General features: G+C 44.4%; 20 protein-coding genes. 9 read left to right on the top strand and 11 right to left on the bottom strand.

Annotated elements, in window-relative coordinates:
* A complete protein-coding gene (locus ABH09_RS09650) occupies positions 1 to 2478 on the bottom strand; it encodes a PEP/pyruvate-binding domain-containing protein (RefSeq protein WP_253715765.1) in 2478 nt (825 codons plus the stop codon).
* Between the two features lie 91 nt (positions 2479 to 2569).
* Positions 2570 to 3166, bottom strand: coding sequence for a TetR/AcrR family transcriptional regulator (locus tag ABH09_RS09645; RefSeq protein ID WP_253714221.1), 597 nt, complete (start codon positions 3164 to 3166; stop codon positions 2570 to 2572).
* 473 nt (positions 3167 to 3639) lie between these two features.
* On the opposite strand from ABH09_RS09645, the gene ABH09_RS09640 reads away from it, so the two are divergent.
* The 4 genes from ABH09_RS09640 (at position 3640) to ABH09_RS09625 (ending at position 7607) form a co-directional block, all read left to right on the top strand.
* Positions 3640 to 4479 (top strand): 3-hydroxyacyl-CoA dehydrogenase family protein, encoded by an 840-nt coding sequence (locus tag ABH09_RS09640; RefSeq protein ID WP_253714220.1) that lies wholly within the window; start codon positions 3640 to 3642, stop codon positions 4477 to 4479.
* 17 nt (positions 4480 to 4496) lie between these two features.
* Positions 4497 to 5276, top strand: a complete 780-nt coding sequence (locus ABH09_RS09635; RefSeq protein ID WP_162664108.1) for a short-chain-enoyl-CoA hydratase — start codon at positions 4497 to 4499, stop codon at positions 5274 to 5276.
* A gap of 8 nt (positions 5277 to 5284) precedes the next feature.
* Positions 5285 to 6628: a butyryl-CoA:acetate CoA-transferase gene (locus tag ABH09_RS09630; protein ID WP_253714219.1), complete on the top strand. Its 1344-nt coding sequence runs from the start codon at positions 5285 to 5287 to the stop codon at positions 6626 to 6628.
* A gap of 151 nt (positions 6629 to 6779) precedes the next feature.
* Positions 6780 to 7607 (top strand): EFR1 family ferrodoxin, encoded by an 828-nt coding sequence (locus ABH09_RS09625; protein ID WP_253714218.1) that lies wholly within the window; start codon positions 6780 to 6782, stop codon positions 7605 to 7607.
* 105 nt (positions 7608 to 7712) lie between these two features.
* Here the strand turns inward: ABH09_RS09625 and ABH09_RS09620 are convergent, their stop codons facing one another.
* The 3 genes from ABH09_RS09620 to ABH09_RS09610 form a co-directional block, all read right to left on the bottom strand.
* A complete protein-coding gene (locus tag ABH09_RS09620) occupies positions 7713 to 8429 on the bottom strand; it encodes a 5'-methylthioadenosine/adenosylhomocysteine nucleosidase (protein WP_162664105.1) in 717 nt (238 codons plus the stop codon).
* 116 nt (positions 8430 to 8545) lie between these two features.
* Positions 8546 to 9277 carry a ribose-5-phosphate isomerase RpiA gene (gene rpiA, locus ABH09_RS09615; protein WP_162664104.1) on the bottom strand — a complete coding sequence of 244 codons (732 nt, stop codon included), beginning with the start codon at positions 9275 to 9277 and terminating at the stop codon, positions 8546 to 8548.
* Positions 9270 to 10745: a type I 3-dehydroquinate dehydratase gene (locus tag ABH09_RS09610; RefSeq protein ID WP_162664103.1), complete on the bottom strand. Its 1476-nt coding sequence runs from the start codon at positions 10743 to 10745 to the stop codon at positions 9270 to 9272. The genes rpiA and ABH09_RS09610 overlap by 8 nt, the downstream gene beginning before the upstream one ends.
* A gap of 246 nt (positions 10746 to 10991) precedes the next feature.
* Between ABH09_RS09610 and ABH09_RS09605 the strand changes: the two genes are divergently transcribed.
* From ABH09_RS09605 to ABH09_RS09595, 3 genes are read left to right on the top strand one after another with little or no spacing between them, the layout of a single operon-like run.
* Positions 10992 to 11441, top strand: coding sequence for a metal-dependent transcriptional regulator (locus ABH09_RS09605; RefSeq protein WP_162664102.1), 450 nt, complete (start codon positions 10992 to 10994; stop codon positions 11439 to 11441).
* A 3-nt stretch (positions 11442 to 11444) separates the two neighbouring features.
* Complete coding sequence (locus ABH09_RS09600) at positions 11445 to 11831, top strand: hypothetical protein (protein ID WP_253714216.1); 387 nt, start codon at positions 11445 to 11447, stop codon at positions 11829 to 11831.
* Entirely contained in the window at positions 11813 to 13003 is a 1191-nt protein-coding gene (locus ABH09_RS09595; protein ID WP_253714215.1) for a hypothetical protein, read from the top strand. The genes ABH09_RS09600 and ABH09_RS09595 overlap by 19 nt, the downstream gene beginning before the upstream one ends.
* 80 nt (positions 13004 to 13083) lie before the next feature.
* On the opposite strand, the gene ABH09_RS09590 is transcribed toward ABH09_RS09595, so the two are convergent.
* From ABH09_RS09590 to tmk, 6 genes are all read right to left on the bottom strand, one after another.
* On the bottom strand, positions 13084 to 14016 hold the full coding sequence (locus ABH09_RS09590; RefSeq protein WP_162664099.1) for a PSP1 domain-containing protein: 933 nt from the start codon (positions 14014 to 14016) through the stop codon (positions 13084 to 13086).
* A gap of 12 nt (positions 14017 to 14028) precedes the next feature.
* Positions 14029 to 14556 carry a YaaR family protein gene (locus tag ABH09_RS09585; RefSeq protein ID WP_162664098.1) on the bottom strand — a complete coding sequence of 176 codons (528 nt, stop codon included), beginning with the start codon at positions 14554 to 14556 and terminating at the stop codon, positions 14029 to 14031.
* 9 nt (positions 14557 to 14565) lie between these two features.
* Positions 14566 to 14991, bottom strand: a complete 426-nt coding sequence (locus ABH09_RS09580; protein WP_162664097.1) for a bactofilin family protein — start codon at positions 14989 to 14991, stop codon at positions 14566 to 14568.
* 1 nt (position 14992) lies between these two features.
* On the bottom strand, positions 14993 to 16018 hold the full coding sequence (locus tag ABH09_RS09575; protein ID WP_162664096.1) for a M23 family metallopeptidase: 1026 nt from the start codon (positions 16016 to 16018) through the stop codon (positions 14993 to 14995).
* A gap of 406 nt (positions 16019 to 16424) precedes the next feature.
* Positions 16425 to 17039, bottom strand: coding sequence for a hypothetical protein (locus ABH09_RS09570; protein ID WP_162664095.1), 615 nt, complete (start codon positions 17037 to 17039; stop codon positions 16425 to 16427).
* Between the two features lie 3 nt (positions 17040 to 17042).
* Positions 17043 to 17672 (bottom strand): dTMP kinase, encoded by a 630-nt coding sequence (gene tmk, locus ABH09_RS09565; protein WP_253714214.1) that lies wholly within the window; start codon positions 17670 to 17672, stop codon positions 17043 to 17045.
* A gap of 352 nt (positions 17673 to 18024) precedes the next feature.
* Here tmk and ABH09_RS09560 point away from each other — a divergent pair, with 352 nt between their 5' ends.
* Entirely contained in the window at positions 18025 to 22404 is a 4380-nt protein-coding gene (locus tag ABH09_RS09560; RefSeq protein WP_253714213.1) for a translocation/assembly module TamB domain-containing protein, read from the top strand.
* Between the two features lie 108 nt (positions 22405 to 22512).
* A complete protein-coding gene (bamA, locus tag ABH09_RS09555) occupies positions 22513 to 24954 on the top strand; it encodes an outer membrane protein assembly factor BamA (RefSeq protein WP_253714212.1) in 2442 nt (813 codons plus the stop codon).

Raw genomic sequence — 24954 nt, 5'->3', positions numbered from 1 at the left:
TCAACAGCTCCGCACTTCACCGGTATTGCCGTTAACGGTGATGAGGTCGCCGTCCTTGAATTTGGTGGTGGCAAAACCGACGCCTAATACTGCCGGTATATTAAACTCCCGTGCAACAATCGCAGCATGGCTGAGTGCAGAGCCGGTATCCGCAACGACAGCGCTTGCAAGTTTAAAAAGCGGTGTCCATTCAGGATCGGTGAGATGACAGACAAGCACATCTCCTTTTTGCATCTTATAAAATTCTTTAGGTGTGCGGATAAGGCGCACCGTTCCGACAGCAGTTCCCGGGCTTCCGCTCACCCCTTTCAGCACATTGCCCTTTGAATTGAACACCAGTAATTTTGAAGCTTCCCAAACCTTTTCCGCAAGTGGAAATTTTTCATTCCGCCTTGCGATCTTTTCTTTATAAACATCACTGATATATCCGGCTTTCAACACTTCCATTAACTCACGGTGAAAGAGATTTGCAATTCCATGTTTATAATCTCCGCTATTTAATAGAAGAATATTTATCCGCTTTACACACTGCCTAACATAATAAAAGAGTGTTTCCCAGAGATACTGCGATTCTTCTCGAACGACATGGAAGTATCGGAAGTGCTGTATGTCTTGTTCTATACGCGGATATTTGTTTCCATAAATATGCTTTAATTGCTGTATTAAATTCGTATAATTTTTATTCTTATTATCATCGGAATGCTGATCGGCTGTATCAGAGGTGTTTAATAACGGGCGTATAATATTGACAAGCCTATCGGGATCTTCGATAAATGTTTTTGCTTCGATGCAATAGCAGTTGTAATCAGACTTAAAACCGTTGCATTTGATAAAATCATCCGCAAGCTGTTTAAATACAGGAAAATCGATACATAATGTTTTAAAGCTCTCTCCGGATAATATAGCTTCCGTTAGAGCTGTGTTTTTCCGTATCGTATCCGCCATGCGTGAAATATCATTGGTAACGACAGCTGTTTTATTATTGAGTTCCCAATAAAAATCAAAGGCGGAGTAGTTCGTATCTACACGTTTGATTATTTTGGTGAATTTTTTGCTCATTAAAAAAGATGGAAATAAGGCATATTTAAATCTATCGTATGTAAGTTTTTCTGTCAGCGCATAACTCTGTTCCATAAATACAGTACATTCGGCTAATGTTATATGTTCGAAATCTAAGGTTTTAATATGTGCTATCTCTTGTTCATACTGAGCCATAAAATTTTTACATACGTCCGAACAATAGCCGAAATTTTTGAGCATCCGTATGATTTTAAAGATATGAAAAATACGCAGAGTAAACCCTTTTTTATTTTCCGGAAGTGTCTGAATACCATCGTCATCAATTGTAGGATTTGAATTAAAAACAATACCGCCCTCTGCGAATATCCGTGCTTTTTGGTCGTTAATTGCTATCATATAATCAAAGTCCAACGCACGGTAGGCAAACGGCATTTTTTCAAACTGAAAAGCCATATTTTCTTTCATCATTTTTGATAATGGCCTTTTTGAGATATATTTTTGAATAAGCTTCTCATCATCATTGTTTTTTAAGGTTGTTATTGCGCGTGCTTGCAAAATATATATTTCGTTCTTTTGTATTGCCCATTCAATATCCATCGGCATACCGTAGTGTTTTTCTATTTTTAATGCAGCGCTCACCAGAGCTGCAATCTCAGTATCATTCAATGCCTGCGCTGTTCTTTTTTCCTCGCTTACCGATTCTTCTTTTGTGTTTTTATCCGCATAGACAATTTGCGTTTCTTTAGTTCCGATAGTGACTTCCAGTATATCGCCTGATTTATTTACAATATAACTATCTGCCGTTACACGGCCGCTTACCACACTTTCCCCCAATCCGTAACTTGCATTGATCTGTATTTCATCTTTGTTTTGTGTTACCGGATTGACGGTAAACAGAACGCCCGCTTTTTCACTTTCTACCATTTCTTGAATGACAACGGCAATCGCTACAGTGCTTTGATTATACCCTTGGTTAAACCGGTAACTTACCGCTCGCTCTCCCCATAGCGAGGCATAACAATGGCGTATTTGAAGTAGGACATCTTCTATCCCTTGCACATTTAAATACGTTTCCTGCTGACCTGCAAAACTCGCATCGGGTAAATCTTCCGCTGTTGCCGATGAGCGAACCGCAACCCTCGCAGCTTCTCCGAGTTCCGCATATTTATTCCGTATCTCTTTTTCCAATTGAGCGGGAAAATGTCCTACTATGATTTTTTCTCGAAATACTCCTGCTGCGGATAACAATGCCTGTTCATCCGTTTGCGCTTCTGTAAGAATACGCAAGATAATTTCATCTATGTTATTTTCTTTGAGAAATTCCCGATACGCATCTGCGGTAATCACAAATCCTTTCGGAACCGGTATTCCCGCAGCAGTCATCTCGCCAAGATTGGCGCCCTTACCGCCTGCAATGGGTACATCATCTTTATGTATCTGTGTAAAATCAGCTATCAGCATTGTATTCAACTCCTTTAAGGAAAACGCGCACAGTATTTTCGGTGCAGTTTCTATTCCTTTTTTCTTTTAAGCGGTTCCATTCATGCCGCTATACTTCTATATACTTATTCACAATTCCGGAGATAAATGTTTGCAGTACATCGTTAAAATACGATTTATCAAATTGATAACACTGAGAACACAAAACCGAACTTCCGATAAATGCGCTCATTAAGCCTTTTTTATCAACCCTTTTTACCGCATTATTTTGTTCCCAATATTGTATCAGCTTTGCTAAAAAATCTTGATACAGTATTTCGATTTTATGCACTTCATTTTTGCCCTTTACTTCAAATAGCTTAAACGCATCCTGATAAATAGGCTGACTTTGAATTTTTGTCATAAGATCAATCGAAGATTTGTATATCATGTCCGTGAGAAATGCTGCCGGGTCGGTAAGCGAAGTTGAAAACTTTTTTTCACTATTGCGTAGTTTCTGATTTGACCGGTACACAATGAGTTCGATAATCAATGCATCCTTATCCTTCCAAAAATGATAAAAACTTCCCTGCGCAATACCGACCCGCTTGGTCAATTCGGCTATACTTAACGATTTTGTGCCCTTATCGTGAAATAAATCGAGCGCGGTTTCCATAAGCGCTTCTTTTATTTTTATTCGTTCTTCTTCGGTAAATGCTTTCGGCATACTGCATCCTTCGTTCATACGGAGCGTTTAATACCTCGTCACAGTGTTTCGGGGTTACTCACTCGTCTCTATGTTTGTGAATATTTTATCATTTATTCATTGCTAATATAGCAAAAGACTTCGTGCATGTCAATGAATATTTTGCTTTATATTTATTGATTGATATAGGGAAGGGGAACGCCTATGGGATACCGGGTACTTATCCGTATGGAAGCCGGAAAGGAGGGAAAGTGCGTAGACGATGATTGATGTCACCTCTCGCATATTAAATCTAAAGGAAACTGGGGCTTTATTTTAGGCGTTTTTTGTGATACGCTATATTTGTGTTTAAAGCTGGGCATCCCTGAAGAACAACTGAGCCTTTCGAGATGTCTATGAGGCGCTTTTCACCGGCGTTGCCGGCGGCAGCACCGCCCGGAATATCCCTTCTCGGGCGGTAAGTGTTACAAAATGGTATGTATAGGAGCTTCACTATGAAGAAAATCGGTGTTGTAGGTGCAGGCACGATGGGGCAGGGGATTGCCGCATCATTTGCTTCGAACGGGTATCAGGTTACGGTGTGCGACATAAAGATCGAATGGGCACAGTCGGGAATAGATAAGATTGCGGCAAATTATGACAAATTGGCCGCAAAGGGCAAGATAACCGCAGAAGCGGTTGCCTCCATCAAAGGCAATTTAAAGACCGGCGTATACAAAGATTTAGCCGATAGCGACTTAATTGTCGAAGCTATATTGGAGACCGCCGAAGCTAAAAAAACGCTCTTTACCGAGTTGGATGGTATTTGTAAAGAATCAGTCATTTTCGCGACGAATACATCTTCCCTGTCTGTTACCGAAATTGCGAAGGGCATTAAGCACCCTGTTATTGGAATGCACTTTTTTAATCCTGCCGATAGAATGAAGTTGGTAGAAGTTATTTCAGGAGTCAACACGCCTGTCGAAGTAAAAAATACGATTATAGAAACGGCAAAGAGTTTGGGAAAAACACCCGTTGAGGTACAAGAAGGACCCGGTTTTGTTGTAAACCGGATCCTCATTCCTATGATTAACGAAGCCGCTTTTATTCTGCAGGAAGGTATTGCGACTGCTGAACATATCGATACGGCAATGCAGCTCGGCGCAAATCATCCGATGGGGCCGCTTGCACTCGGCGATTTAATCGGTCTTGATGTCGTGTTGGCGATTATGGACGTATTGTATCGTGAAACGGGCGACAGCAAATATCGCTGCTGTACGCTTATCCGTAAGATGGTACGGGGTGGATTACTCGGACGTAAAACCGGGAAAGGCTTTTTTGACTATTCAAAGTAAAAGCGGAGGCATGACAGATGAATACGGTACTGTTCCATATAGACGGACATATTGCGACAATCACCATTAATAAACCGCAGGTTTTAAATGCGCTCAGCACCGAGGTGTTGACCGACCTTAATCATGCATTGGATGAGGTTGAAAAAGCTGAAAACATTTATGCAGTGATTATTACCGGCGCCGGAGAAAAGAGTTTTGTAGCGGGCGCCGATATTTCGGAAATGAAAGATAAGAATAAGGCACAGGCAGCAGAATACGGTGCCTTTGGGAACAAGGTGTTTTTGCATATTGAAAACTTCCCGTGCCCTGTTATTGCTGCAGTAAACGGCTTTGCTTTGGGCGGCGGCTGCGAACTTGCGATGGCATGCGATATTCGTATTGCCTCGGAAACCGCCCGCTTTGCGCAGCCCGAAACAGGCTTGGGTATTACGCCGGGATTTGGTGGTACGCAGCGGCTCGCACGACTTGTCGGGGCGGGGCGTGCAAAAGAGCTGATCTACACCTGCCGCACGATAAAAGCGGAGGAAGCGCTTGCAATCGGTCTTGTTAATAAAGTAACAAAACCGGAAGCCTTAATGCAGGAAACGCTCGCCATGGCGCAAACCATTTGCCAAAAAGCTCCCTTTGCAATAAAACAGGCAAAAGCAGCCATCAATAAAGGCCTGCAGGTAAGCATCGACAAAGCGCTTGCCATTGAAACGGAAGAATTTGCTCAATGCTTTACAACGGAAGACCAAAAAATGGCTATGAACGCTTTTGTCAAAAAAGAAAAAATCGAAAAGTTCAATAACCGCTAGGAATGGTCATGGATTACAGTACGTTATACAAACAAAAGCTGACTACAGCGGAAAAAGCAACTCAGGCGGTCAAGTCGGGCGATTGGCTTGATTACGGATGGGGCAATAACACCACAGTCGCATTCGATAAAGCATTTGCCGCCCGGCTGCCTGAGCTTGAAGATATCAATATCAGAGGCGGTGTTTTGTTGCGAGAGCCGGAAATCTTTAAAATAAAAGCTCCTGCGGCTCACTTTACGTGGAATTCTTGGCACATGTCAGGGTATGAACGTAAAACCATCGCCGCCGGATTCGGCTTTTATATACCGCTCCGCTATTCGGAGTTGCCGCGCTGGTATTACGAAAATATTAAGCACCTCAACGTAGCGGTTTTCCAAACGACCCCGATGGACAAAGACGGTTTTTTCAATTTCGGTTTGAATGCCTCTCACCTCAAAGCAGTTACGGATTGTGCGGATATCGTCATCGTAGAAGTCAACACTAATATGCCGAACTGTATAAACGGCGTCGATGATAAGATTCACATTTCCGATGTCGATATGATCATCGAAGGGGATAATCCGCCGATAGATGAGCTTGTCGATAAAGGCGAACCCACCGAGGTCGATAAGGCCGTCGCACAGCTTATTATCGAAGAAATTCCGAACGGAGCGTGCTTGCAGCTCGGTATCGGCGGTATGCCTAATACGCTCGGTGCGATGATTGCAAAGTCCGATTTAAAAGACCTCGGCGTACACACGGAAATGTATGTCGATGCTTTTGTCGATATTGCAAAAGCGGGAAAAATTACCGGCACAAAGAAAGCGATCGATCCGGGGAGGCAAGTGTTTGCTTTTGCGGCAGGAACAAAAAAGCTCTACGACTATGTGCATAACAATCCTGCATGTATGGCGGCTCCCGTTTCCTACACGAACGATGCACGGGTTATTTCACAGATCGATAACTTTATGTCCATCAATAACGCAGTGGATATTGATTTATTCGGCCAGGTGAATGCCGAAACATCGGGAACAAAACATATTTCGGGAGCGGGCGGACAGCTTGACTTCGTATTGGGCGCATATTTATCCAAAGGCGGTAAGAGCTTTATCTGCTGTTCGTCAACCTTTAAGGACAAGAATGGAACACTGTCTTCCCGTATCCGCCCGACACTTGAACCCGGTTCCGTCGTTACCGACACGCGGGCGAATGTCCATTGGTTCGTTACCGAATACGGAAAGGTCAACTTAAAGGGCTTACCGGCATGGCAGCGGGCGGAAGCCTTAATTTCGGTCGCGCACCCCGATTTTAGAGATTCGCTCATTGCCGAAGCGGAAAAACTTCATATATGGAAGCGCTCCAATAAACGATAGCCATTCTCCTGCGTAGGGATGTCGAGAAAGTAAACTAACTTTTGCGACATCCTCGTACGGCTTTTTCAATCGAAATCCAAACGTATCGGGATATTGCAAAACAAGATTCCGGTGCGTTTGTTCCTAATCTCCGCTATAAAAGGAAAAGAGTATGCAACCAATTAAAAATATCAAGGCGGTTTTTTTTAGCCCTACCGGCAATACCAAGCGGGTGGTTGAACGGCTGGCAGCGTTGCTTTCGCAAAAGCTGAATCTTCCGGTTGAATCGGATGACTTTACGCTGCCTGCAGCTCATGTTGACGCCAGAACGTATTCGTCTGAGGATTTGGTTATTTTCGGTGTACCGACTTACGCAGGGCGTATCCCAAATAAAGTGTTGCCCTTTGTGCAAAATCTGTTTAAAGGGAAGCGAACCCCTGCCGTAGCAGTTGTTACCTTCGGTAACCGCAGTTTTGACAATTCCTTGAGCGAGCTTCACATGGAGTTGGAAAAGAATAATTTTTCGGTAATCGGTGCCGGTGCGGTAGTGTGCAAGCATGCGTTTGCCGAGGTAGGTATCGGGCGACCGGATGATGCCGATGAGAAGCGTATAGCCGCTTTTGCCGATACCGTTTTTGAAAAACTGCAAAAATCCGCTTTGCCCCTCTCCAATGCCTCGATAAAAAGGAACGAAGCTCTTACCGCCTATTATGTTCCGCTCGGCACTGACGGCAAACCGGTGAATTTCTTAAAGGCAAAACCGGTTACCGATAAAGCTAAATGCGACAACTGCGGCGTTTGCGCAGCCGTATGTCCGATGGGTTCGATCGACAAAAACGACGTGTCATTAGTTCCCGGTATCTGTATAAAGTGCCAAGCCTGTATTGTGCATTGCCACACCAAAGCAAAGTCGTTCGACGATCCGTTGTTCCTGTCGCATAAAGCTATGCTGGAACAAAACTATACGCGCCCTGCCGCTTCGGAGTTTTTTACAGAGTAAAAAACGTCGCTATTGTGTAAAATCCCGGACATCCTCGCCCAAAAATTACATCCTTGTACACTTTTAATGATGTGACAACGCAGATGCGCCGTCTGTTTGCAAAAGTTATAGGAGGGCAATCGTATGCAACACCAGCGTGGCAGAAATACGAGAAGCTTCTTTTGAAAATTGCTGATACGAGATTGCGGCAGGTTCCCCCGCATTGTCGGAAATGCAGCGCAATATTACAAAGGGTACGGCGTTCATTACGCAGGTTTGAGCAACAGCGGCGCCTTCCATTTCGACACAGTCGGCCTTAAACGTCGAGATAATTTCCTGCTTTACCGCAGGGTCTACAATAAAGCGGTCGCCCGAAGCGACGCGGCCTGCAATCATGCTGTTGGTATGTGCAAAATCTTCCGCACGATCTGCTTTCAGACGGGTAAACGTTTCCGTTATCGCAGTACGTAGACCGTCGTCTGCCTTCCAAAACGGAGACGCAGTACCGGCGATCTGTCCTTTCGCATAGCCGAATACCGAAACATCCACGTCGTGCTGTACCGCATCGGTAGACACAACCAAATCGAATATATGCAGCGAATCGTTTAAACCTCCTGCAGTGCCGGTGTTAATAATCGCCTCCGCACCGAATTCCGAAATCAGCAGCTGCGTACAAATCGCTGCATTCACTTTACCGATTCCGCCGCACACACTGATAACCGTATGCGTGCCGTGTTCCGCTTCATAAAATACGAGCCCTGCTTTTTCGATTTTCCGCCCTTGCAGACTTTGTCGGATGTTTTCAATTTCCTGTTGCTCCGCCGCAAATATACCAATTCTCATCTCTCTTCCCCTTCTTCATAATATAACCTGCACAAAATTTTTTCAAAATTTTGCGCAAAAGGAAAGCAACCGCTTAACTTCCGGGGCGGTTGCTCTGATTTTTATCCTCTCACGCGTTAGAATTCTTCGACGGTTCCGTTTGAATGGCTTAAAAAGACACGCGGGGGCTTTTGAGTAAAGAAGCCGTTTTCGATAATGCCCGGTATTGCATTCAATTCGCTTTCTAATTTGACAGGATTGATTTTTGCATTAGCCGGCCATTTTATATCCATAATGAAGTTTCCGTTATCGGTGATAACCGGCCCCTTTTTCCGGATTCCGTCGCGGATAATCATTGAGACTCCATAAGATTCCAGTTTTTTCATAATGCTGAGCCGTGCTTCCGGTACAATTTCAATAGGGAGCGGAAAATTCACCCCTAATGTTTTGACGCTTTTTGTTTCATCACCGATAACCACGAATAGTTCGCTGTTATACGCGATAATCTTTTCGCGCAGCAATGCTGCACCCCCGCCTTTCGTAAGATTCTTTTTTGAATCGATTTCATCTGCCCCGTCAATTGTTAAGTCTAGCGATCCGTTAATTCGTCCTGAACTGAGAGAAAAAATCGGAATGTTGAATTCCTCACACGCTATCGATGTTTGAAAACTGGTAGGGACAGCGGCGATGTTTTTTAATTTCCCCTTTGCAATATACTCAGCCAAGCGTTTTACGGCAGGCATCGCGGTGGAGCCGGTTCCGAGGCCGATCTTCATACCGGAATAAATGAGCCCTTCAGAAATCAATTTATCGATAGCAGTACGGGCAACTAATATCTTCTGATCTTCAACACTTATTGTGTTACTCATAGGAACCTCCTGTAAATAGTTCGAATTGTTTATATGCTTGATACCTCAGCATATCATATCCGTTGCAAATATCGCAGCCGGTAGCTTCGGCACGTTTTAAGAGTGCTGTTTTCTCAGGGGTGTAGATAACGTCAAACACCTTTTCTGTACCCGAAAAGCTGTAAAACTCAAGCGGGTCTTCACCTTCATGCATCCCGACGGAGGTAGCCTGTATGATAACATCGGAATATTTTTTGAGCATGCGAACGGATGCTGAGTCTAATACCGCCCAGTGAAAATTATACCGCCCCGCCAGCTGTTTTGACTTTTCTGCAGAACGTCCGAAGATACAAGCTTTTCCATGCAGCAGATGTACGGCATTGGCGATTGCATGAGCCGCTCCGCCGGTACCGATAATCGCAATATGTTTAAAGCCAAGGCTTCGAATGTTCAAAAACTCTTGTAAAGCCCGCGAAAAACCGTCGATATCGGTATTGAAGCCTCGCCGTTTACCGCCGTCAAATAGTACCGTATTTACTGCGCCGCAGGCTGTCGAAGCGGGGCCGATCGAATCTAAAAAAGGAATAATATCGAATTTAAACGGATGGGTAACCGAGAGTCCTGCTACCCCTGTACAATCGGCGAATGTAATGGCTTCCTGAGTGTTCGCAGCTGAAATCGGAATATAGACAGCGTTGATCCCTTTTCGTTCAAAACCTTTATTGTGAATAGCGGGGCTCAGGCTCCTTGTCGTATCCGTACCGATAACCCCGTATATTGCGGTATTTTCATGTATTGTGCGAAAGTGATACAAGTCGCTGAGCGTAATAGGATCGATGTATTCCTGTTCTAAATGATACTTTGCGATGTACTCCCGCGGCATGGTATATACAATCGGGGAATGTAGTTTTGCCGCTAAAATACGGGAAGGAATACCGTATTTACCCATAGCAATTAAGATATTTTGCCCATTAAGCTGCTGTGCTTCTTTGAATACCGCCGTCGCTTCTGTAAGATTGTCTGCCTTATATGCAATCTTTACAATTTCTTCATCCGTCCGCCGGATATCCCGTATTTTAGCGGCAATATCCTTGATCGGTGCTTTGATACTGTGGAGGCTGCGAATAATACCGATATTAAAAGCCTGCGCCGCTTCTTCCAAACTCGGCGCCTGCACATCGGATTCGAGGTCGAGATATGCAAAATTATTCAGTGGATTGGTATCCGCAAAGGCAAGACCGCGGGCAAACAGTGTGATACGAGAACCTTCTCCGCCTTTGAATGTTCCGCCGTCTAAAAATCTGCGTATGGTTAGAATGGCCGGTATATGCGCAATCTTAGGAAACGCGCGGATATACAGCAACTCCTGCGGATCAAGGAAATCTGCCCGCAGTTCGACGATGTCGATCCATGGGCGGTACCTCTCGATTAATTGGATATTCTTGTCGATTGTATTTTCCGTCAATACGAGGCATATTTTGGGTACCATGTCGACAGTATAGCACAAAGCAATTCCTTTTGAAATATACGGTGCATCTACTGCGTCATACGGTAAAAAAGTGTCCTCAACGTATCAAAGATACGCCTGCGGTACTTTTTTACCGTATTCCTTGTATCTACACCGTCTATTTCAAAAGGCTTACGGAGAGCATCTTTTCATCCGTGCCGCTACTGAAAGTCGGTATCGGGAAAATTAAAACTTGCAAACAGACTCAAAGGGGTATATAATAAGCGTATGATAGCAAGAGTTTCAGCTTCGCAAGAAGATTATTTGGAAGTTATTTATGATTTATCGCACGGTACCGAGTCTGTCCGTTCAATCGATATCGCCAATTTGTTGGGAGTTTCGAGGGCGAGCGTGAATAAGCGTTTAAGCTTGTTAAAAGATGCCGGTTTTGTCGAGCATGAACCGTACGGGTTGGTGCGTCTTACCGAAAGCGGATGTGCTGTCGCAAAAAACGTTCGTGAACGGCATAACACGCTGTACAAGTTCTTGACCGATATATTGGGTGTAGACGAAGATACCGCCGACCGCGAGGCGTGCGAAATGGAACATGCAATCAGCCAAGATACCTCTGATAAGTTATATGCATACCTCAGTAAACTCAATAAGGCGCCGCAGCCGACCGATAAGATATCAAAAACCCAAAGAGTGCAAACCTCTTATGACCGTCTTATTAAATAATACATGCGCAGAGTTTATGCCACTCTAACCGGAATATGTTTAATCCTCTTTTGTACAACCTGTAAGCCGTTTACCGCAGATATAGACGAATATTTAAGTCGTTGGGCGGCGGAGGTGATTGCTACGGACTACCGCATCAATCCGTCGTATTCAACGAATGCTGCCGGTGCATTGTGTGTACCGTCCATTGCTGATGATGGAACCGATACCGATGTAACGGTTACGGTTAACCTGCACAATCCTAAAAACTTTAGGCTCGTTATGCCTGCTGCTTCTCCCGCCGATGCGGGAAAGGTTATCCGCTTTCCCGGGCTTTCGCCGCAGCCGACGTATGGCACGGACTATACGTTAACGCCGGTGCAACGTTTACGATGGGAGGCGGCACGATAAGCGGCAATACGGCAACTACAAAAGGAACCTCCGTCGGTTCAAAAGCGATGGGAGGCGCCGTCTGCGTCAGCGGCAGCGGAAGTAAGTTCATTATGGAAGGGAATTCCCCCTCAATCTCCGATAACGAAGTTAAAACGGCAGGCAGCGGCTCGAACCTTTCGACAATAGGCGGTGGTGTGTGCGTGTGTGACGGCGCAATATTCGAGATGAAGGCCGGCTCCATAGAAAATAACAAAGCGCTTGAGGGGGATAAGCAATATTTTGGACATACAGGTGGCGGCGTATGCGTAGGGGATAGTGTAGATGGTGGTACTTCCGGTGCTACCTTTACGATGAAGGGCGGTACCATCAGCGATAATGAAGCCGGATACGGCGGCGGTGTTGCCGTTACGAGCAATAGCTCGTTTAAGATGAGCGGCGATGATAGTAAAATTTCCGGGAATAAGGCCTCATATGAAGATCCATCCCATAAAAAACAGGGAAGTGGCGGAGGTGTTTTTGTGCTTCATGGTATATTGGATATGATGGGCGGTGTTATTAACGGCAATGAAGCCGGATACGGAGGTGGTATTCATGGTAACGCTCATGGTAGCAATAATGGTGAAATTGTCGTGTCCGGCAATTCTACTATTTCCAATAATATCGCAGACAGTGGCGGCGGAATTACTTCAGAGTATAAACTTTCTATAAAAGAACATGATTCTAAAACACCTACGATAAAGGAGAATAACGCAAACTCTATTTGCGGCGGAATATATCTCCGCTACAATAATATACTAAGCTTTACCGGAGGCACTGTAACCGGTAATACCGTTTCCGCTCTGCCCGGTTTGGGAAAGGGTATGTATCTGGAAACTAACAGTACGAAGGTTGTGATGTCCGGAAGTGCAACAGTTGATAAAAATAATGATGTGCATTTGGGCGGTTTGAGCTCTACCGACTATGCGTATATCACCGTTACCGGAGCGCTTACAGAACCACACGCGGCAACGCTCACAGTGGGAAGCAATTCTGGCTATACTGAGGGGCGGGAAGTTGTAAAAGGAAGCAGCTCTTATACGCTTGAAGCAAGTGATATCAACAAGTTCCCCATAACCAAGCAGATGGCGCCAAGCGAGCAGGAATGGACGACGGAACTGAGCGGCAATACGCTCAAACTGAAAAAAGAGTAGTAGAAAACCTCTAAAAATTTAACCAAGTTTTTAGAGGCGTCTAGTAAGATGAAACGTTGATTTTGAGCTCCGGTACGGTGCTAATTGATTTTCCATTTTCCGTGCTGTTGAGAAAGACGCTGCACGGGCATGGAAATGACTCTCCCGTCGTCTCCCGAAAGTGCGATAATGCCGGTAATCAGATTTATCTCGCTGATGCGGAACAGGGTATTGTCGTAGTAGAGGCTGGTACCGATGGTTGGCAGCTTTTTTCGGGTTTCCACATACCAGTCATACTCATACGCTAGGCAGCAAAGTAGGCGGCCGCATTGTCCCGATATTTTGAGCGAGTTTAACGAAAGATTTTGCTCTTTTGCCATCTTGATGGATACCGGTCGCAGTTTGTCAGTTACGGCGTGGCAGCAAAACGGTCGGCCGCAGCAGCCGATACCACCCGCTATTCTCGATTCGTCGCGAACACCGATTTGCCGCAGCTCGATACGAAGACGCAAAATAGCAACCAAATCTTTAACCAACTTACGGAAGTCGATACGGCTGTCCGCAGTAAAAAAGAAAATCACTTTAGGGTCTTCCAGCAAATAGTGGCAGTCAACCAACTTCATATCGAGCTTATGGATAAGTACTTTTTCTTTAAAAAGAGCGCTTGCTTCTTTTTCTTTTTTCAGATTTTCTTTTTGCCGCTGAAAATCCTCATCCGTTGCCTTTCTGGTAACCGTAACAATATCCTTAATTGCCACTCTGATGGGATGGTGTACCAACCCCATTACATGAGCCATATCGTCTCCGTAGCGTGTGGGGGTAATAACATAGTCTCCGCTTTGCAGGTTTAATTCCGTCGTTGTTGCATAAAAAGTTTCTTGTGAATATTCAAGTTTTAACTGATAGAGCGGTTGAGGAAAAGCTCCCTCTTGCAGCGGTTCTTCAACCTGCGGTATATCATCGGTATCTTCCAAAACGCTTAAATCATCTATTTCTTCATATTCGGTATATGTTTCTTCAAATTCAACATCCATTTTGTACTCCCGTTAGGTAATTAAATCTATAATCAAGCCGTATATTTCTTCAAGTCGCTCCAAAATAAAAAGCTGGCTTTTTTGATCGCAGAGCAGCTCACCGGCAAACTTATCGAGTTTTTCATTGATAATGACAATTTGGGTAAAAGAGCGCGGCCGTAAGTGGTTGGTCTTATCGCGTCGTAAATGAGTCCGTGTCGTAACCGTATATGCTTCGCGTGCGACATAACCGATAAAGTTTTTAACCGCTTGCTTATATCGTAAAATCGTTTGGGGATTTTGATGAGTCCGCAACGTATCACCGGCGGATCGGACATCATCTTGGAGTAACGCGATTGCTTCCTCTTGAGGTAATTTGCTCAGTTGTTCGAGTATGTCGGCTTCGTTTTCCGGTTGTGTTTGAGGTAAGACGCTTCGCAGCATCTCTTTAAATTTATTTAGTTTTTTTTTGTCTTTTTCCGATTGTGCCGTTTTTGTTTGCAGAGACGGCTGGACGGTTATCCCCGCTGCATAGCTCGAACTCTCTATCTGGTTTCCCATCTTTCTCCTTTATTTTGAATAAGAAAAAGTGGATGAATGCAGAGCCTGTCGGTTAAGATACTTTTTTTCCGCTTCCTCAAAGCCGGTTTGCTCGCCGGTTGCAGAGCAAAATCCGTGCAGGATAACATCATCGTCGACCCGCAGTTTTTTTGTCAGAACCGACCCTATCACCATTCCCGAAGAAAGAATGATAACATAATCCGGCGCAATAATATCCCCCTGCACAATCCCTCCGACGCTCACCGAAGCTGCCCTGATGTTCCCCCGTATTCGGGCATCCTCCCCGATAATAACGCGTCCTTGGGTTTGCACGTTGCCGTCTATATCGCCATCTATCCGCAAAAGCCCCGACACCGTTACATTCCCCGATATCAGTGCTCCCGGCCCTACAATGGTATTGACCGAAATATCATCGATAAAGTTTTTTTTTGCCATACTATTGTTTTGTGTTGGAAGCTTTTATATTCAGATATTTAATCGGATCTACGACATCGGAACCGATATGCACTTCATAATGTAAATGCGGTCCGGTTGAAACGCCGGTTGTCCCGATATATCCGATGGTTTGCCCCTGCTGTACGTACTCGCCTCTGGTAACGCGGTAAGATTGCATGTGTGCGTAACGGGTGTAAAAACCGTGCTTATGCTTAATGATGATATAATTTCCCCAGCCGGGATCGAATTCTACGGTAACCACCTGTCCGTCGGCAGTCGCCACGATGGGATCTCCCGAACGATAGGTAGAAAGGTCTATTCCTTTATGAATATACCATTGGCCGGTAAACGGGTGCCGGTTCTGGCCGAACGCCATCGAAATATGCCCGATGCCGCCCTTAATCGGCCACAAGCTCGGAATATCGGAAAAGAGGGTAGTTTGCATATTAAGGAGTTTTCCCATTTCCTGTACCGGCAAAACGGCATCGTTAAGGTACGAAGTCAGTTGCTGCAGCTCCGCAGCCTCTTTCAGCGAGCCTTCCGCGACCTCGTGCATATTGAATAAGAAGGACAAGTCTCCGTTTGTGGCCTGCCCCACAGGAACAGCAGTCTTTAAGCCGAGCGAAGAAAACGTTGAAGTAAGCGCTGTTTGAAAATTTCGCGCCGTTTTTAAAAGTTCATTTGTTTCATCCCGCAATACATCCAAACTTGCCTGCGCTTTACGAGCTTCCTCTTTGGTAGCGGACAGGTCTTGTACCGACACGGCAGTTTTGTGTGCAAACCAAAAAAATGATGAGAAAAAGCCGATAATCGCGATCAATGTAAAAAGTAAACTAAAAATACTTGTCTGAAAATTCAGCACCTTCTTTTGTGAGTGCGGAACTATCATAATAGTCAGTTTCTTCCTGCCGCCTGCAATGACGCTCTTAAAAAAATGCAGAACCGCTTCGGCTGCTTTCTTTATCTGTTTCGATATATATCGTACAATGTTGTTTTCGGTTTTCTTATACCCTCGTGTTCGGGACACTTTTTGCACCTCTTTATACAATGCTAATAGTTAAGTATACCAATTAACGCCTTACCTGTCCAGCATTCGCATTCAGGGAAAACGTACCAGACTAATTTTTCATATCCGCCACGGATGGCGGTGATACTAATCAGCAGCAAGTTTTTCGCTAGAAAAACTTAACACGAACATTGTACAAGGAAGTACAATGTTCGCGTTTCCCGCAGAATAATGGAGGTTGTGAGACCATTTGAACCATCTTCAACGGTTGTACATCCGTGTACAACCGTTGAAGGCGAGTTTTGTGCGTGCACAAAACATCGCTGCTGCATGGAACCACTGCCATCCTTGGCAGCTCTGGTTGCCCAATCTCCATTATTCTGCGGGGTTGTAAAAAACAACCTGATGTATTTGCCCTGGATGGTAATCAATATGTGTCTTCCATCTGCATAAATTCGGCGCGGACTTTGGCGAGCCGTTCCAATTCTCGTGTTATTGTGCGTTCGTAGTTGAGCTTTTTTTGCGCGATCCGTTCTCGCTCATCCTCCCAATACTGTAGGTCGGTTAAAAAAAGGAACTGAAACTTCCGCACATTTGCCTTTTCCGCCCAAAGTGTTGCTTCTTTCCAATAAAATAAGGCGGTATTATAACAATCTTCGGCCATCTTCAAGCTTTCGATGTTTTGTTCTTTCCACGGCGCATTATAAAAGTACGCGACCTGTTTATCGTATTTCATGCCGAGCCTCAGGTGCTGTTCTACCATTTTGAGGTTTAAGTGCATCATAAACAGGTACCGGTATTTTTCCCAGTCCGTTCTGTCGTTTATCTTACCCAACGCATACAAGGGATTACAGAAATCCGCATTGATCGCCTTTTCAAGCCAATAGATATTCTCAAGCGTATCGTCGGGATACTGCTGATAATGAATATGGTACAACTTATAATACTGCTCTTTATACGTTACAAAGTATGCAGGCAGCATCGCTGTTTGGGCGAAAGAGAAAAAAAGTAACACTGCGGATAAGCAAAAATGCCTTTTCATCCTTTATACTATCGGCAAACTGCAGACAATGCTCCAGATGTTTTCGTGAATTTTTGCTATTGTTTGGGCGGCATCGATGCGAATAATCCGCATATCCGGCGCCGTTTCCGCATAATACCGGAAAATGGCATGGTATTCGTCCGCGACTTTTTGTTGAAACGCCTCTTTTTCGTATATTTCCCGCGGGATGTTTCGCTTTCCGATCCGTTCCATCGCAGTTTTCGCAGGCAGGTCAAAGAAAAAAAGGTATTCGGGGAGCGGAAACGGTGCATTGATTGCCTGCGCCAACTCCTTTCCCGCCGCGAGCCCCTGATAGGCAAGGCTGGAAAACAGATAGCGGTCGGAAAAGACCGCCTTCCCCGCTTTGAGCTGTTCTAAAATACCTTCTTTACCATATATATGTTCGCAGCGATCCGCTCCGAAAAGATACGCAATCGTCTTTGCATCAAAGCCCGCTGCACCGGAAAGCGCTTCGCGGATTAACTTCCCGATGGAATCTCCGGTCGGTTCACAGGTAAAGTGCACAGCATCCTGCCGCCCGCGAGCTGTAAACGCTTCCTGTAACAACCTCAGCTGACTCGTCGTCCCCGTCCCGTCCAGCCCCTCAAACACCACAAAATTTTTCAAAATCATCTATAGTTTTTCCTTAGTTCTTCCTTTTTTCCAGCCGGCAGACAAACACATCAGGCAGGATAGATAAAAGCGCAGAAAAAAATGAGGCGGTGAGACCAGAGTTCAGGAGACTGCGTAGAATCAGTGCTTTTGAAAATAGATGGTGTAGATACAAGGAGTTAGCTGAAAATAAAGCGGAGGCGTATCTATGATACGTTGAGCATTTATTTTCAGCGTACGACGCAGTAGATGCGCCATATATTTTCAAAAGAAGTCTGATGTGTTTGTCTAGCATGCTTATCTATCATAACAATTTCTTTTTTGATATAATAGCCCCCTAATGAAACCTGCCGCGCGAACTAAAGTAGAGTTTTTGTTATTTTTATGTATACTTATCCTCTCTTTTGCGGCGCTTCGCCCTCTGATGCAAACGCTGGAAAAAAAGTTGGCGGCAGTACGTTCGGTACTTTTGACGGAACTGGAGCAAACGTATAATGTACGCCTGTCGTATGAATCGTTATCTCCTTCAATCATGCGATCGATTTCGTTGCGGAATGTAAAAGTTTATGACGCTGAACACAGTGTTGAAATTGCTTCTTTTGAAGATTTTTCCATCCAATATCGGTTCTGGGCGCTTTTATGGGGAAATACTGCCGAAATTTTAGATTCCGTGAATATTGCCGACGGATTTATAGATATAGACTTAGTGCATAATAAAGCACTTGCTGAAAAGCTTAACGTGGCAACGCACGTCCGAACTTCCGCTCAACCCCCGGCAAATACCGAGCGGATTTTTTCTTTCCTTTCTGCTCAAATGTTGAATGTGCATATTAAGAATGTCCGCTTGCGGTTTAAAAATGTTGTACACGATATAAATGCAAAAATAGCGGACGGATATGTCGGCATTGATGCGGAGGCAATCACGATTAGCCTGAGCTGTACTGCTTCTTACCGCAATACTGATTATACAGCCATCGGTCAGGCCGAGACGGGCTTCACCATTGAAGGGAAGTTTGACAAAAATTTAACTGCCGGTTCGGCAGTTGCCGACTTCTCTCGTATTTCTACCGATCGGTTCGGCATATATCGGGTAAAACTGTTTGCGGATTATCGTGATAAAGTTTTTACCTTTAATACCATGCAAGATTTCCAGCCGGTTGACTTTACCGCAAACTGGAATATTGCAACAAACGATATAACCGGAAGATTCAGCTGCAAAGATTTTGCCCCTTTGCAGTCCGTTAGGGTATACAATGCCCCCATAAGCCTCACCCAATTTGCCTCTATGACAATGTCCGGTAACTTTCAATTTATGCGTTCAGGACAGCATATCCAATGGGCTACCGATTTAACTGTTGCTCTGCCGTCGCTGCAGCTCCCTTCATATCGGCTTGCACCTTCTCGTTTGCAGCTTGCGGCTGAAGGAAAGGATGCAGAGATCGACGTTTCACGGCTTTCATTATCAGGGGCAGATGTAGATGTCTTTTCCGAATTTACTTTTAACCTCAACACTATAATCCCTACAGGGAAGGCATCCATAAAACGGTTTAATCTTCCAACCGGCGCTTCGGTAGCGGCAGATTTTCACTTCTTAAAGCAAGGAAGGACATTCTTTTGCAAAATACCGAAGCTAATTGTCGGCGAAGGAGCCCTTCATAACATCACTTTGACTGTTACCCCTTCGGCGCAGAAGGCCGATTATACCTTATCTGCCGAAGACGGATACGGAAAGTATCGTTTTGACGGATCCTATATTTATAATGAAGGTAATGGTAGCGCATCTGCTTCTCCCCGTTTTGCAGAACTGCATGGGGCATTCGATGCCGTGGGTATCGGTACAATCTGCGGCTTTATTCAGGCGATTGTTCCCGGCGTAGATATACCGCATGAAGCGGTCGAATCGCTCCAATGCACAACCGAATTTTACATTTCAAGTGATTTGCGCAGTTTCTCATACAACTGCACCAGGTTCATTTTAGTTTCAAATATACTAAATGACTTTTATGCACTGTTATCGGTAAAGGGTAATCAATCTTCCTTTGCATTGACCGATATCGAACTGTCCTATAAAAATATGTCCGTCCGTGGAAATGTCAATGCCGATTTTGAGCATTTAAGCGATATTATTTTTACCAGCTCTTTAGCTATTAACTCAATCGGCTATCAGGTACAGGGATTTTTTTCTCAGAATGTTCTCAGTATTTACGGTGACTATGGTCTTGCAATTAGCGCCCTCTATGAAAAAGGTACGGGATTTAAGGGAACCGTTAAGACCAGTGAAATACCGCTACCTTTTCTGCCCCTCTTTTTAACCTTGGATTCGGAGTTTCAGTATCATAATCGTGCGGATTGGCTTTATACTATCGACGCCGGATATATCAGTTACGGAGCTCCTGCTTCATTGACTCCGGCAAAAATTGGCTTTAATTTTATGGGAAAAGCGGATCCTTCGGGATTGTTTTTGTCTGAAGTAAAACTTGGTGAAGACGCCGCTCTTACCGGTATGTTGGCCGTAACAGCGGCTCCTGCGCCTGATGGTGAGGGCGGACAAAGCTACACTGCCGAGATGAATCTTGTTTCTCCCGATGCCACCGAAAAGCTTGAGCTTGCAGCAAATCTCGATCTTTCAAGCGGAGATATCCGTGCAGACGGATCGCTTAAACTCGATAATATTTCGTTGGCCCGCTTTTTATATACTCAGGGAAAGGGACATACTGTGTCGGCCGATACTGCTTTTTCGGTTGCGCAGGGTTCCTTTTCAGCTCGATTGAATTTGTCTGAACTTTCAGTGTTTGTGCAAGGAGAGAATTTGAATCTGGCCGGTTCCCTGACGGTAGAAGATGAAAAAGCGGAACTGAATATTACACAGCTTGACTGGGGTGCGCATAAGGTTTCCGATATAGTGGGTAGTTTTTCTCTGGCTGAGATGACCGGAAAGCTCGAAGCCGATTATACCGGTATGATTGCCGACAAACAGCTGGAGGCTCATATCGGTACTGAGTATACCGGCGTACAACCTGATGAAAAAACGAAACGGGCATTGTTTTCCCGACTTAAAAACGTAACGGAGCGCTTTACGATTAACACCTACTTGAGCAATTGGCGGTTCGGCGATTTTACGGGAAAAGATCCTGTGCCGCTTTCAATGATCCGTGATCCGGGCGTTACTGCGTTTTATGCAGGGAAGAATGATGATATAACCGGCTTTATTTTAGACGATGGTGTCGTTTCGCTCCAATTAGCGGAATCGCTTCCGCTTAAGCTTAATTTGGACGGTACGGTGAAAAAGGATGCTTTAAATTTGCAAGTGTCGGGTATCCGTGCCGATGTTAAGCGGATATGGGATATAACCGGCTTGGATTATGTACTTTTTTACGGCGGAACACTTACCGGAGATTTGTCGATCGGAGGCAAGCCGATAGAGCCTGAGTTTAACGGGAAATTAGTCGGGCAAGATATAACCGTCAACTCACCCCACTATGCACCGGAAATGTATGGCCCTGTTTTACTCGATATTATTGCGGACGGTACGGGTCTAGAGGTACCGTATACCGTATTGAAAGGCCCGTCGACGGATATTTGGGCACGGTGTACCGCAGAATTTTCAGGTTGGATTCCTAACAATATTTCAGTCCAATGCGGAACGTTGGGAACCAAGATGGGTGTATTTAAGACTGATAATATCTTGTTCAAAGCAGACGGTCTTGCCGGCTGTACTGTTGAAATAAAAGTAACGCCTACGCTTGTCGGTGTATACGGGTCTGCAACATTTGATTCAGGGTATTTTGTGTTTAAATTTAACGATCTTGATAAGTTCAATGCTAAATACGGAGGGGAGCAGGGTGTCGCTTTTGATATGAAGCTCGATTTACAGTTTGGCCATAAAGCCGAATTCCGCTGGCCTACCGCAGATTTTCCGATCTTAAGAACGCTTGTCCCTACCGATGCCCCGCTTTCATTGATTGCCGATGCTGGAACCGGTGACTTTACAATGAAAGGTGATATAAAGATGCGGGGAGGAGAAGTCTTCTATATTAAGCGCAGTTTCTATATCCGTGAAGGCGCTATCACCTTTGCGGATGTAGCTAAGGAAATTGAACCGTTGGTAACATTAAGGGCAGAGATTCGCGATCGTGATAGTAACGGTGAGCCGCTACGGCTTGTCTTGACGGCAAAGGATCAATCATTATTCAGTTTTAATCCGGAAATCAGCTCGGATCCGCCCCGTTCTACGAATGAGATTATGCAATTATTGGGTCAAGTGGCTATCGGGGATACGGGAAAAGATAATCTATGGCAAAATCTGCTGGTTTCCAGTTCCGATATTCTTGCACAAGTGGGCTTTCTCAAAAAAGTGGAAAGTAAAGTCAGGGATTTTTTAAGACTGGATGCTTTTTCTTTCCGTACATTGCTGCTGCAGAATGCTATTTTCGGCAACTTGTTCACGGCAAATCAGAATACTACTTTAACAATGAGTAACTATCTTGATAATACAAGTGTTTATATAGGGAAATATTTCGGTTCGGCTATCTATGCGGATGCGCTGTTGCACCTAAGCCACTATGATTCAAAATCGCTTAAAAACGGCGGTTCAAAGCGTCCTGTTTATAAGGATCTTTTATTTCAACCTGAAATCGGTTTGGAAATGGCAACGCCCTTCTTCCTGCTCCGTTGGTCGGTTGCCCCGACAAAACCGGATACCTTATTTGTAGGAGATACTGCATTGACTTTTTCATGGAAATATTCATATTAAACTCAATACCCTAAAGAATAGTATTATCCCGTAGTTTGGAAAGGATGCGGGACGGTAGTACTGTTTGGATAATATAATGTTAATGTAAATGAAATAGAGGAGTCTTTAATGTTAAAAAAGGTGATAGCCGTAACGGCGCTCATGTTATCCTTCTGCTTTTTATGGGCACAAGCTCCCGATAATTGGTATGAAAACAAACCGATATCAAGCATTGTTTTTCAGGGATTGAATAGTGTATCAAAAACCGAAATGGACGGAATTTTTGATTCATTTAAAGGGAAGCCCTTTTCCGATGCAACGTACTCGGAAATACTGCAAAAATTATATGCGCTCGATTACTTTTCCAATATTATACCCAAAGCGGTTCCTGCCGACATCGATTACCAGTATGTTCGGCTTGAATTTGAGGTAACCGAAAAACCGGTCGTTACACTGATAAAAGTAACGGGAAATCATCAAATTTCACGCGGCGATATTTTATCCAAGGTACTGTTGAAAAAAGGTGATATCTACAATGAGATAAAAAAGAATGCCGACGAACAAACCATCAAAAATTACTATATAGAAAAAGGTTATGCATCGGCTGTTGTGAGTTCAAGTGTATCCGATAGTCCGCAAGGCGGTATTATCCTTGAATTTACTATTACAGAAGGGAAGCAGACGATTGTTTCTGCCGTCGCGTTTGAAGGTAACGTTGCTATAGGAGAAAAGGCTCTGAAAGGAGTCCTCCTTACCAAACCGGCAAAATTTCTCGTAAAGGGAATCTTTCAAGAAAATCTGCTCGCAGAAGATAAGACAGCTATACAGCAATTCTACGGTGAACGTGGTTATATCGATGCACACGTTGAAAATATTATTCGGGATATAGATTCCGAATCCGATCCGCAAAAAAACATGGTAAAGCTGACGTATGTCATTATGGAAGGCGAACAGTATACTTACGGCGGGACTTCTTTTGAAGGAAATAAGATTTTTTCTACCGAAGACTTGACTGCAAAAATAAGATTGACACCCGGCAATGTTTTGAATATGACCAGATTTGAGCAAGGCTTTCAAGCCATCGCCGATATGTATTTTGAAAGCGGTTATACTTCTAATTATATTGCAAAAGCAATGCAGCGGGATTCAACAACTAAGAAAGTATCGTTTGTGATTACTATTGTTGAACGGAGTAGAAGCCATATCGAAAATATTATTATTCGTGGTAATAAGCGGACAAAAGATTACGTTATACTCCGCGAGCTTTTATTCGAGCAAGGCGATGTATTTTCTAAATCAAAGTTTACCAACAGTTTGCGCAATTTATTTAATCTGCGTTATTTCTCTACGGTTGTACCGGATGTACAGCCCGGTTCCGAGCAGAATCTGATCGATGTTATCCTCAATGTTGAAGAACAGTCGACGGCCAGTATTCAATTCGGGATTACGTTTTCGGGCATCTCTGATGCAGACAGTTTCCCGCTTTCGTTATTTGTTCAGTGGCAGGAACGAAATCTTGCAGGACGCGGGAACGAACTATCGGTTAATGCGACTGCAGCAACGGACAATCAAACGCTCCAGCTCGGTTATGCTGAAAATTGGTTTCTCGGCTATCCGCTGACGCTCGGTTTTGACCTGTCGCTTACGCATAAATTGTTGTTTGATTATCAAGATATGGTATTCCCTTACGGACCGTTTAAAAATAAAGAAGAATTTGAAAAAAATAAGGACTTGGCAAATGCTTATCGGATGCGTTATGACCGCTTTGAAACAACGTTCGGCGTTCATACCGGCTATCGATGGTATAACCGTTTCTTTACCACTACGTTGCGCGGGGGAATTAACTTTTCATTGGTCAAGAACTTCTACGATACTACGCTCTATCGTGCAGCCGATCCGACGGTACGGCAGCAGCAGGCTAAATGGCGGCTCAGCAACTCGGTTTGGACACGCCTCTCGCTTGACGGACGCGATATTACCTATGACCCGAGTAAGGGCTGGTTCCTAAGTGAACAGGCCTCTTTCTTTGGCCTTATACCAAAAGTCGAAGATGAATATTTCTTCCGTTCCGAAACAAAAGCGGAAGCATATATTACTCTTGTCGATTATCCTGTTTCTGGAATTTGGAACCTAAAGTTTGTACTGGCTTTTTATACGGGCTTTTCGTTCCAGATTCCGATGCCGAACAGTCATATCGGAGATAGCAGTAAACTCGCTATTGACGGTATGTTTACCGGTCGGGGATGGCTGACGCTGGGATCGACCGGTAAAGGGAATGTGTTGATAAACCATTGGATAGAATTTAGATGGCCGCTCGCACACGGTATCCTATCCTTTGACTTTTTTGTCGATGCGGCTGCCATTAAAAAAGATTTGGCAGATTTAAAGACCTTTAAATTCGATGATTACTATTTCAGCTTTGGACCGGGGTTACGCTTTGTTATTCCGCAATTCCCGTTACGGCTGATGTTTGCCAATACCTTTAAATCACAAAATGGAAAGCCGGTTTGGGGCAACGGTAAAGGCGCCGACTGGCGGTTTGTATTATCGTTTAATGTACCAAACCTATAA

The organism is Treponema sp. OMZ 803, from assembly GCF_024181165.1.
Taxonomy (GTDB): domain Bacteria; phylum Spirochaetota; class Spirochaetia; order Treponematales; family Treponemataceae; genus Treponema.
The sequence above is the reverse complement of the archived record's forward strand: the minus strand, read 5'-3'. Positions and strand labels throughout refer to the sequence as shown.

Bases quoted from the DNA above. Each gene is read 5' to 3' on its own strand.
- ABH09_RS09580 (WP_162664097.1), bottom strand. From the start codon at position 14,991: ATGGCAAAAAAAAACTTTATCGATGATATTTCGGTCAATACCATTGTA.
- ABH09_RS09585 (WP_162664098.1), bottom strand. From the start codon at position 14,556: ATGGGAAACCAGATAGAGAGTTCGAGCTATGCAGCGGGGATAACCGTC.
- ABH09_RS09590 (WP_162664099.1), bottom strand. From the start codon at position 14,016: ATGGATGTTGAATTTGAAGAAACATATACCGAATATGAAGAAATAGAT.
- ABH09_RS09645 (WP_253714221.1), bottom strand. From the start codon at position 3,166: ATGCCGAAAGCATTTACCGAAGAAGAACGAATAAAAATAAAAGAAGCG.
- ABH09_RS09635 (WP_162664108.1), top strand. From the start codon at position 4,497: ATGAATACGGTACTGTTCCATATAGACGGACATATTGCGACAATCACC.
- ABH09_RS09640 (WP_253714220.1), top strand. From the start codon at position 3,640: ATGAAGAAAATCGGTGTTGTAGGTGCAGGCACGATGGGGCAGGGGATT.
- ABH09_RS09570 (WP_162664095.1), bottom strand. From the start codon at position 17,039: ATGAAAAGGCATTTTTGCTTATCCGCAGTGTTACTTTTTTTCTCTTTC.
- ABH09_RS09620 (WP_162664105.1), bottom strand. From the start codon at position 8,429: ATGAGAATTGGTATATTTGCGGCGGAGCAACAGGAAATTGAAAACATC.
- ABH09_RS09610 (WP_162664103.1), bottom strand. From the start codon at position 10,745: ATGGTACCCAAAATATGCCTCGTATTGACGGAAAATACAATCGACAAG.
- ABH09_RS09600 (WP_253714216.1), top strand. From the start codon at position 11,445: ATGCGCAGAGTTTATGCCACTCTAACCGGAATATGTTTAATCCTCTTT.
- ABH09_RS09630 (WP_253714219.1), top strand. From the start codon at position 5,285: ATGGATTACAGTACGTTATACAAACAAAAGCTGACTACAGCGGAAAAA.
- ABH09_RS09605 (WP_162664102.1), top strand. From the start codon at position 10,992: ATGATAGCAAGAGTTTCAGCTTCGCAAGAAGATTATTTGGAAGTTATT.
- bamA (WP_253714212.1), top strand. From the start codon at position 22,513: ATGTTAAAAAAGGTGATAGCCGTAACGGCGCTCATGTTATCCTTCTGC.
- tmk (WP_253714214.1), bottom strand. From the start codon at position 17,672: ATGATTTTGAAAAATTTTGTGGTGTTTGAGGGGCTGGACGGGACGGGG.
- ABH09_RS09595 (WP_253714215.1), top strand. From the start codon at position 11,813: ATGGGAGGCGGCACGATAAGCGGCAATACGGCAACTACAAAAGGAACC.
- ABH09_RS09625 (WP_253714218.1), top strand. From the start codon at position 6,780: ATGCAACCAATTAAAAATATCAAGGCGGTTTTTTTTAGCCCTACCGGC.
- rpiA (WP_162664104.1), bottom strand. From the start codon at position 9,277: ATGAGTAACACAATAAGTGTTGAAGATCAGAAGATATTAGTTGCCCGT.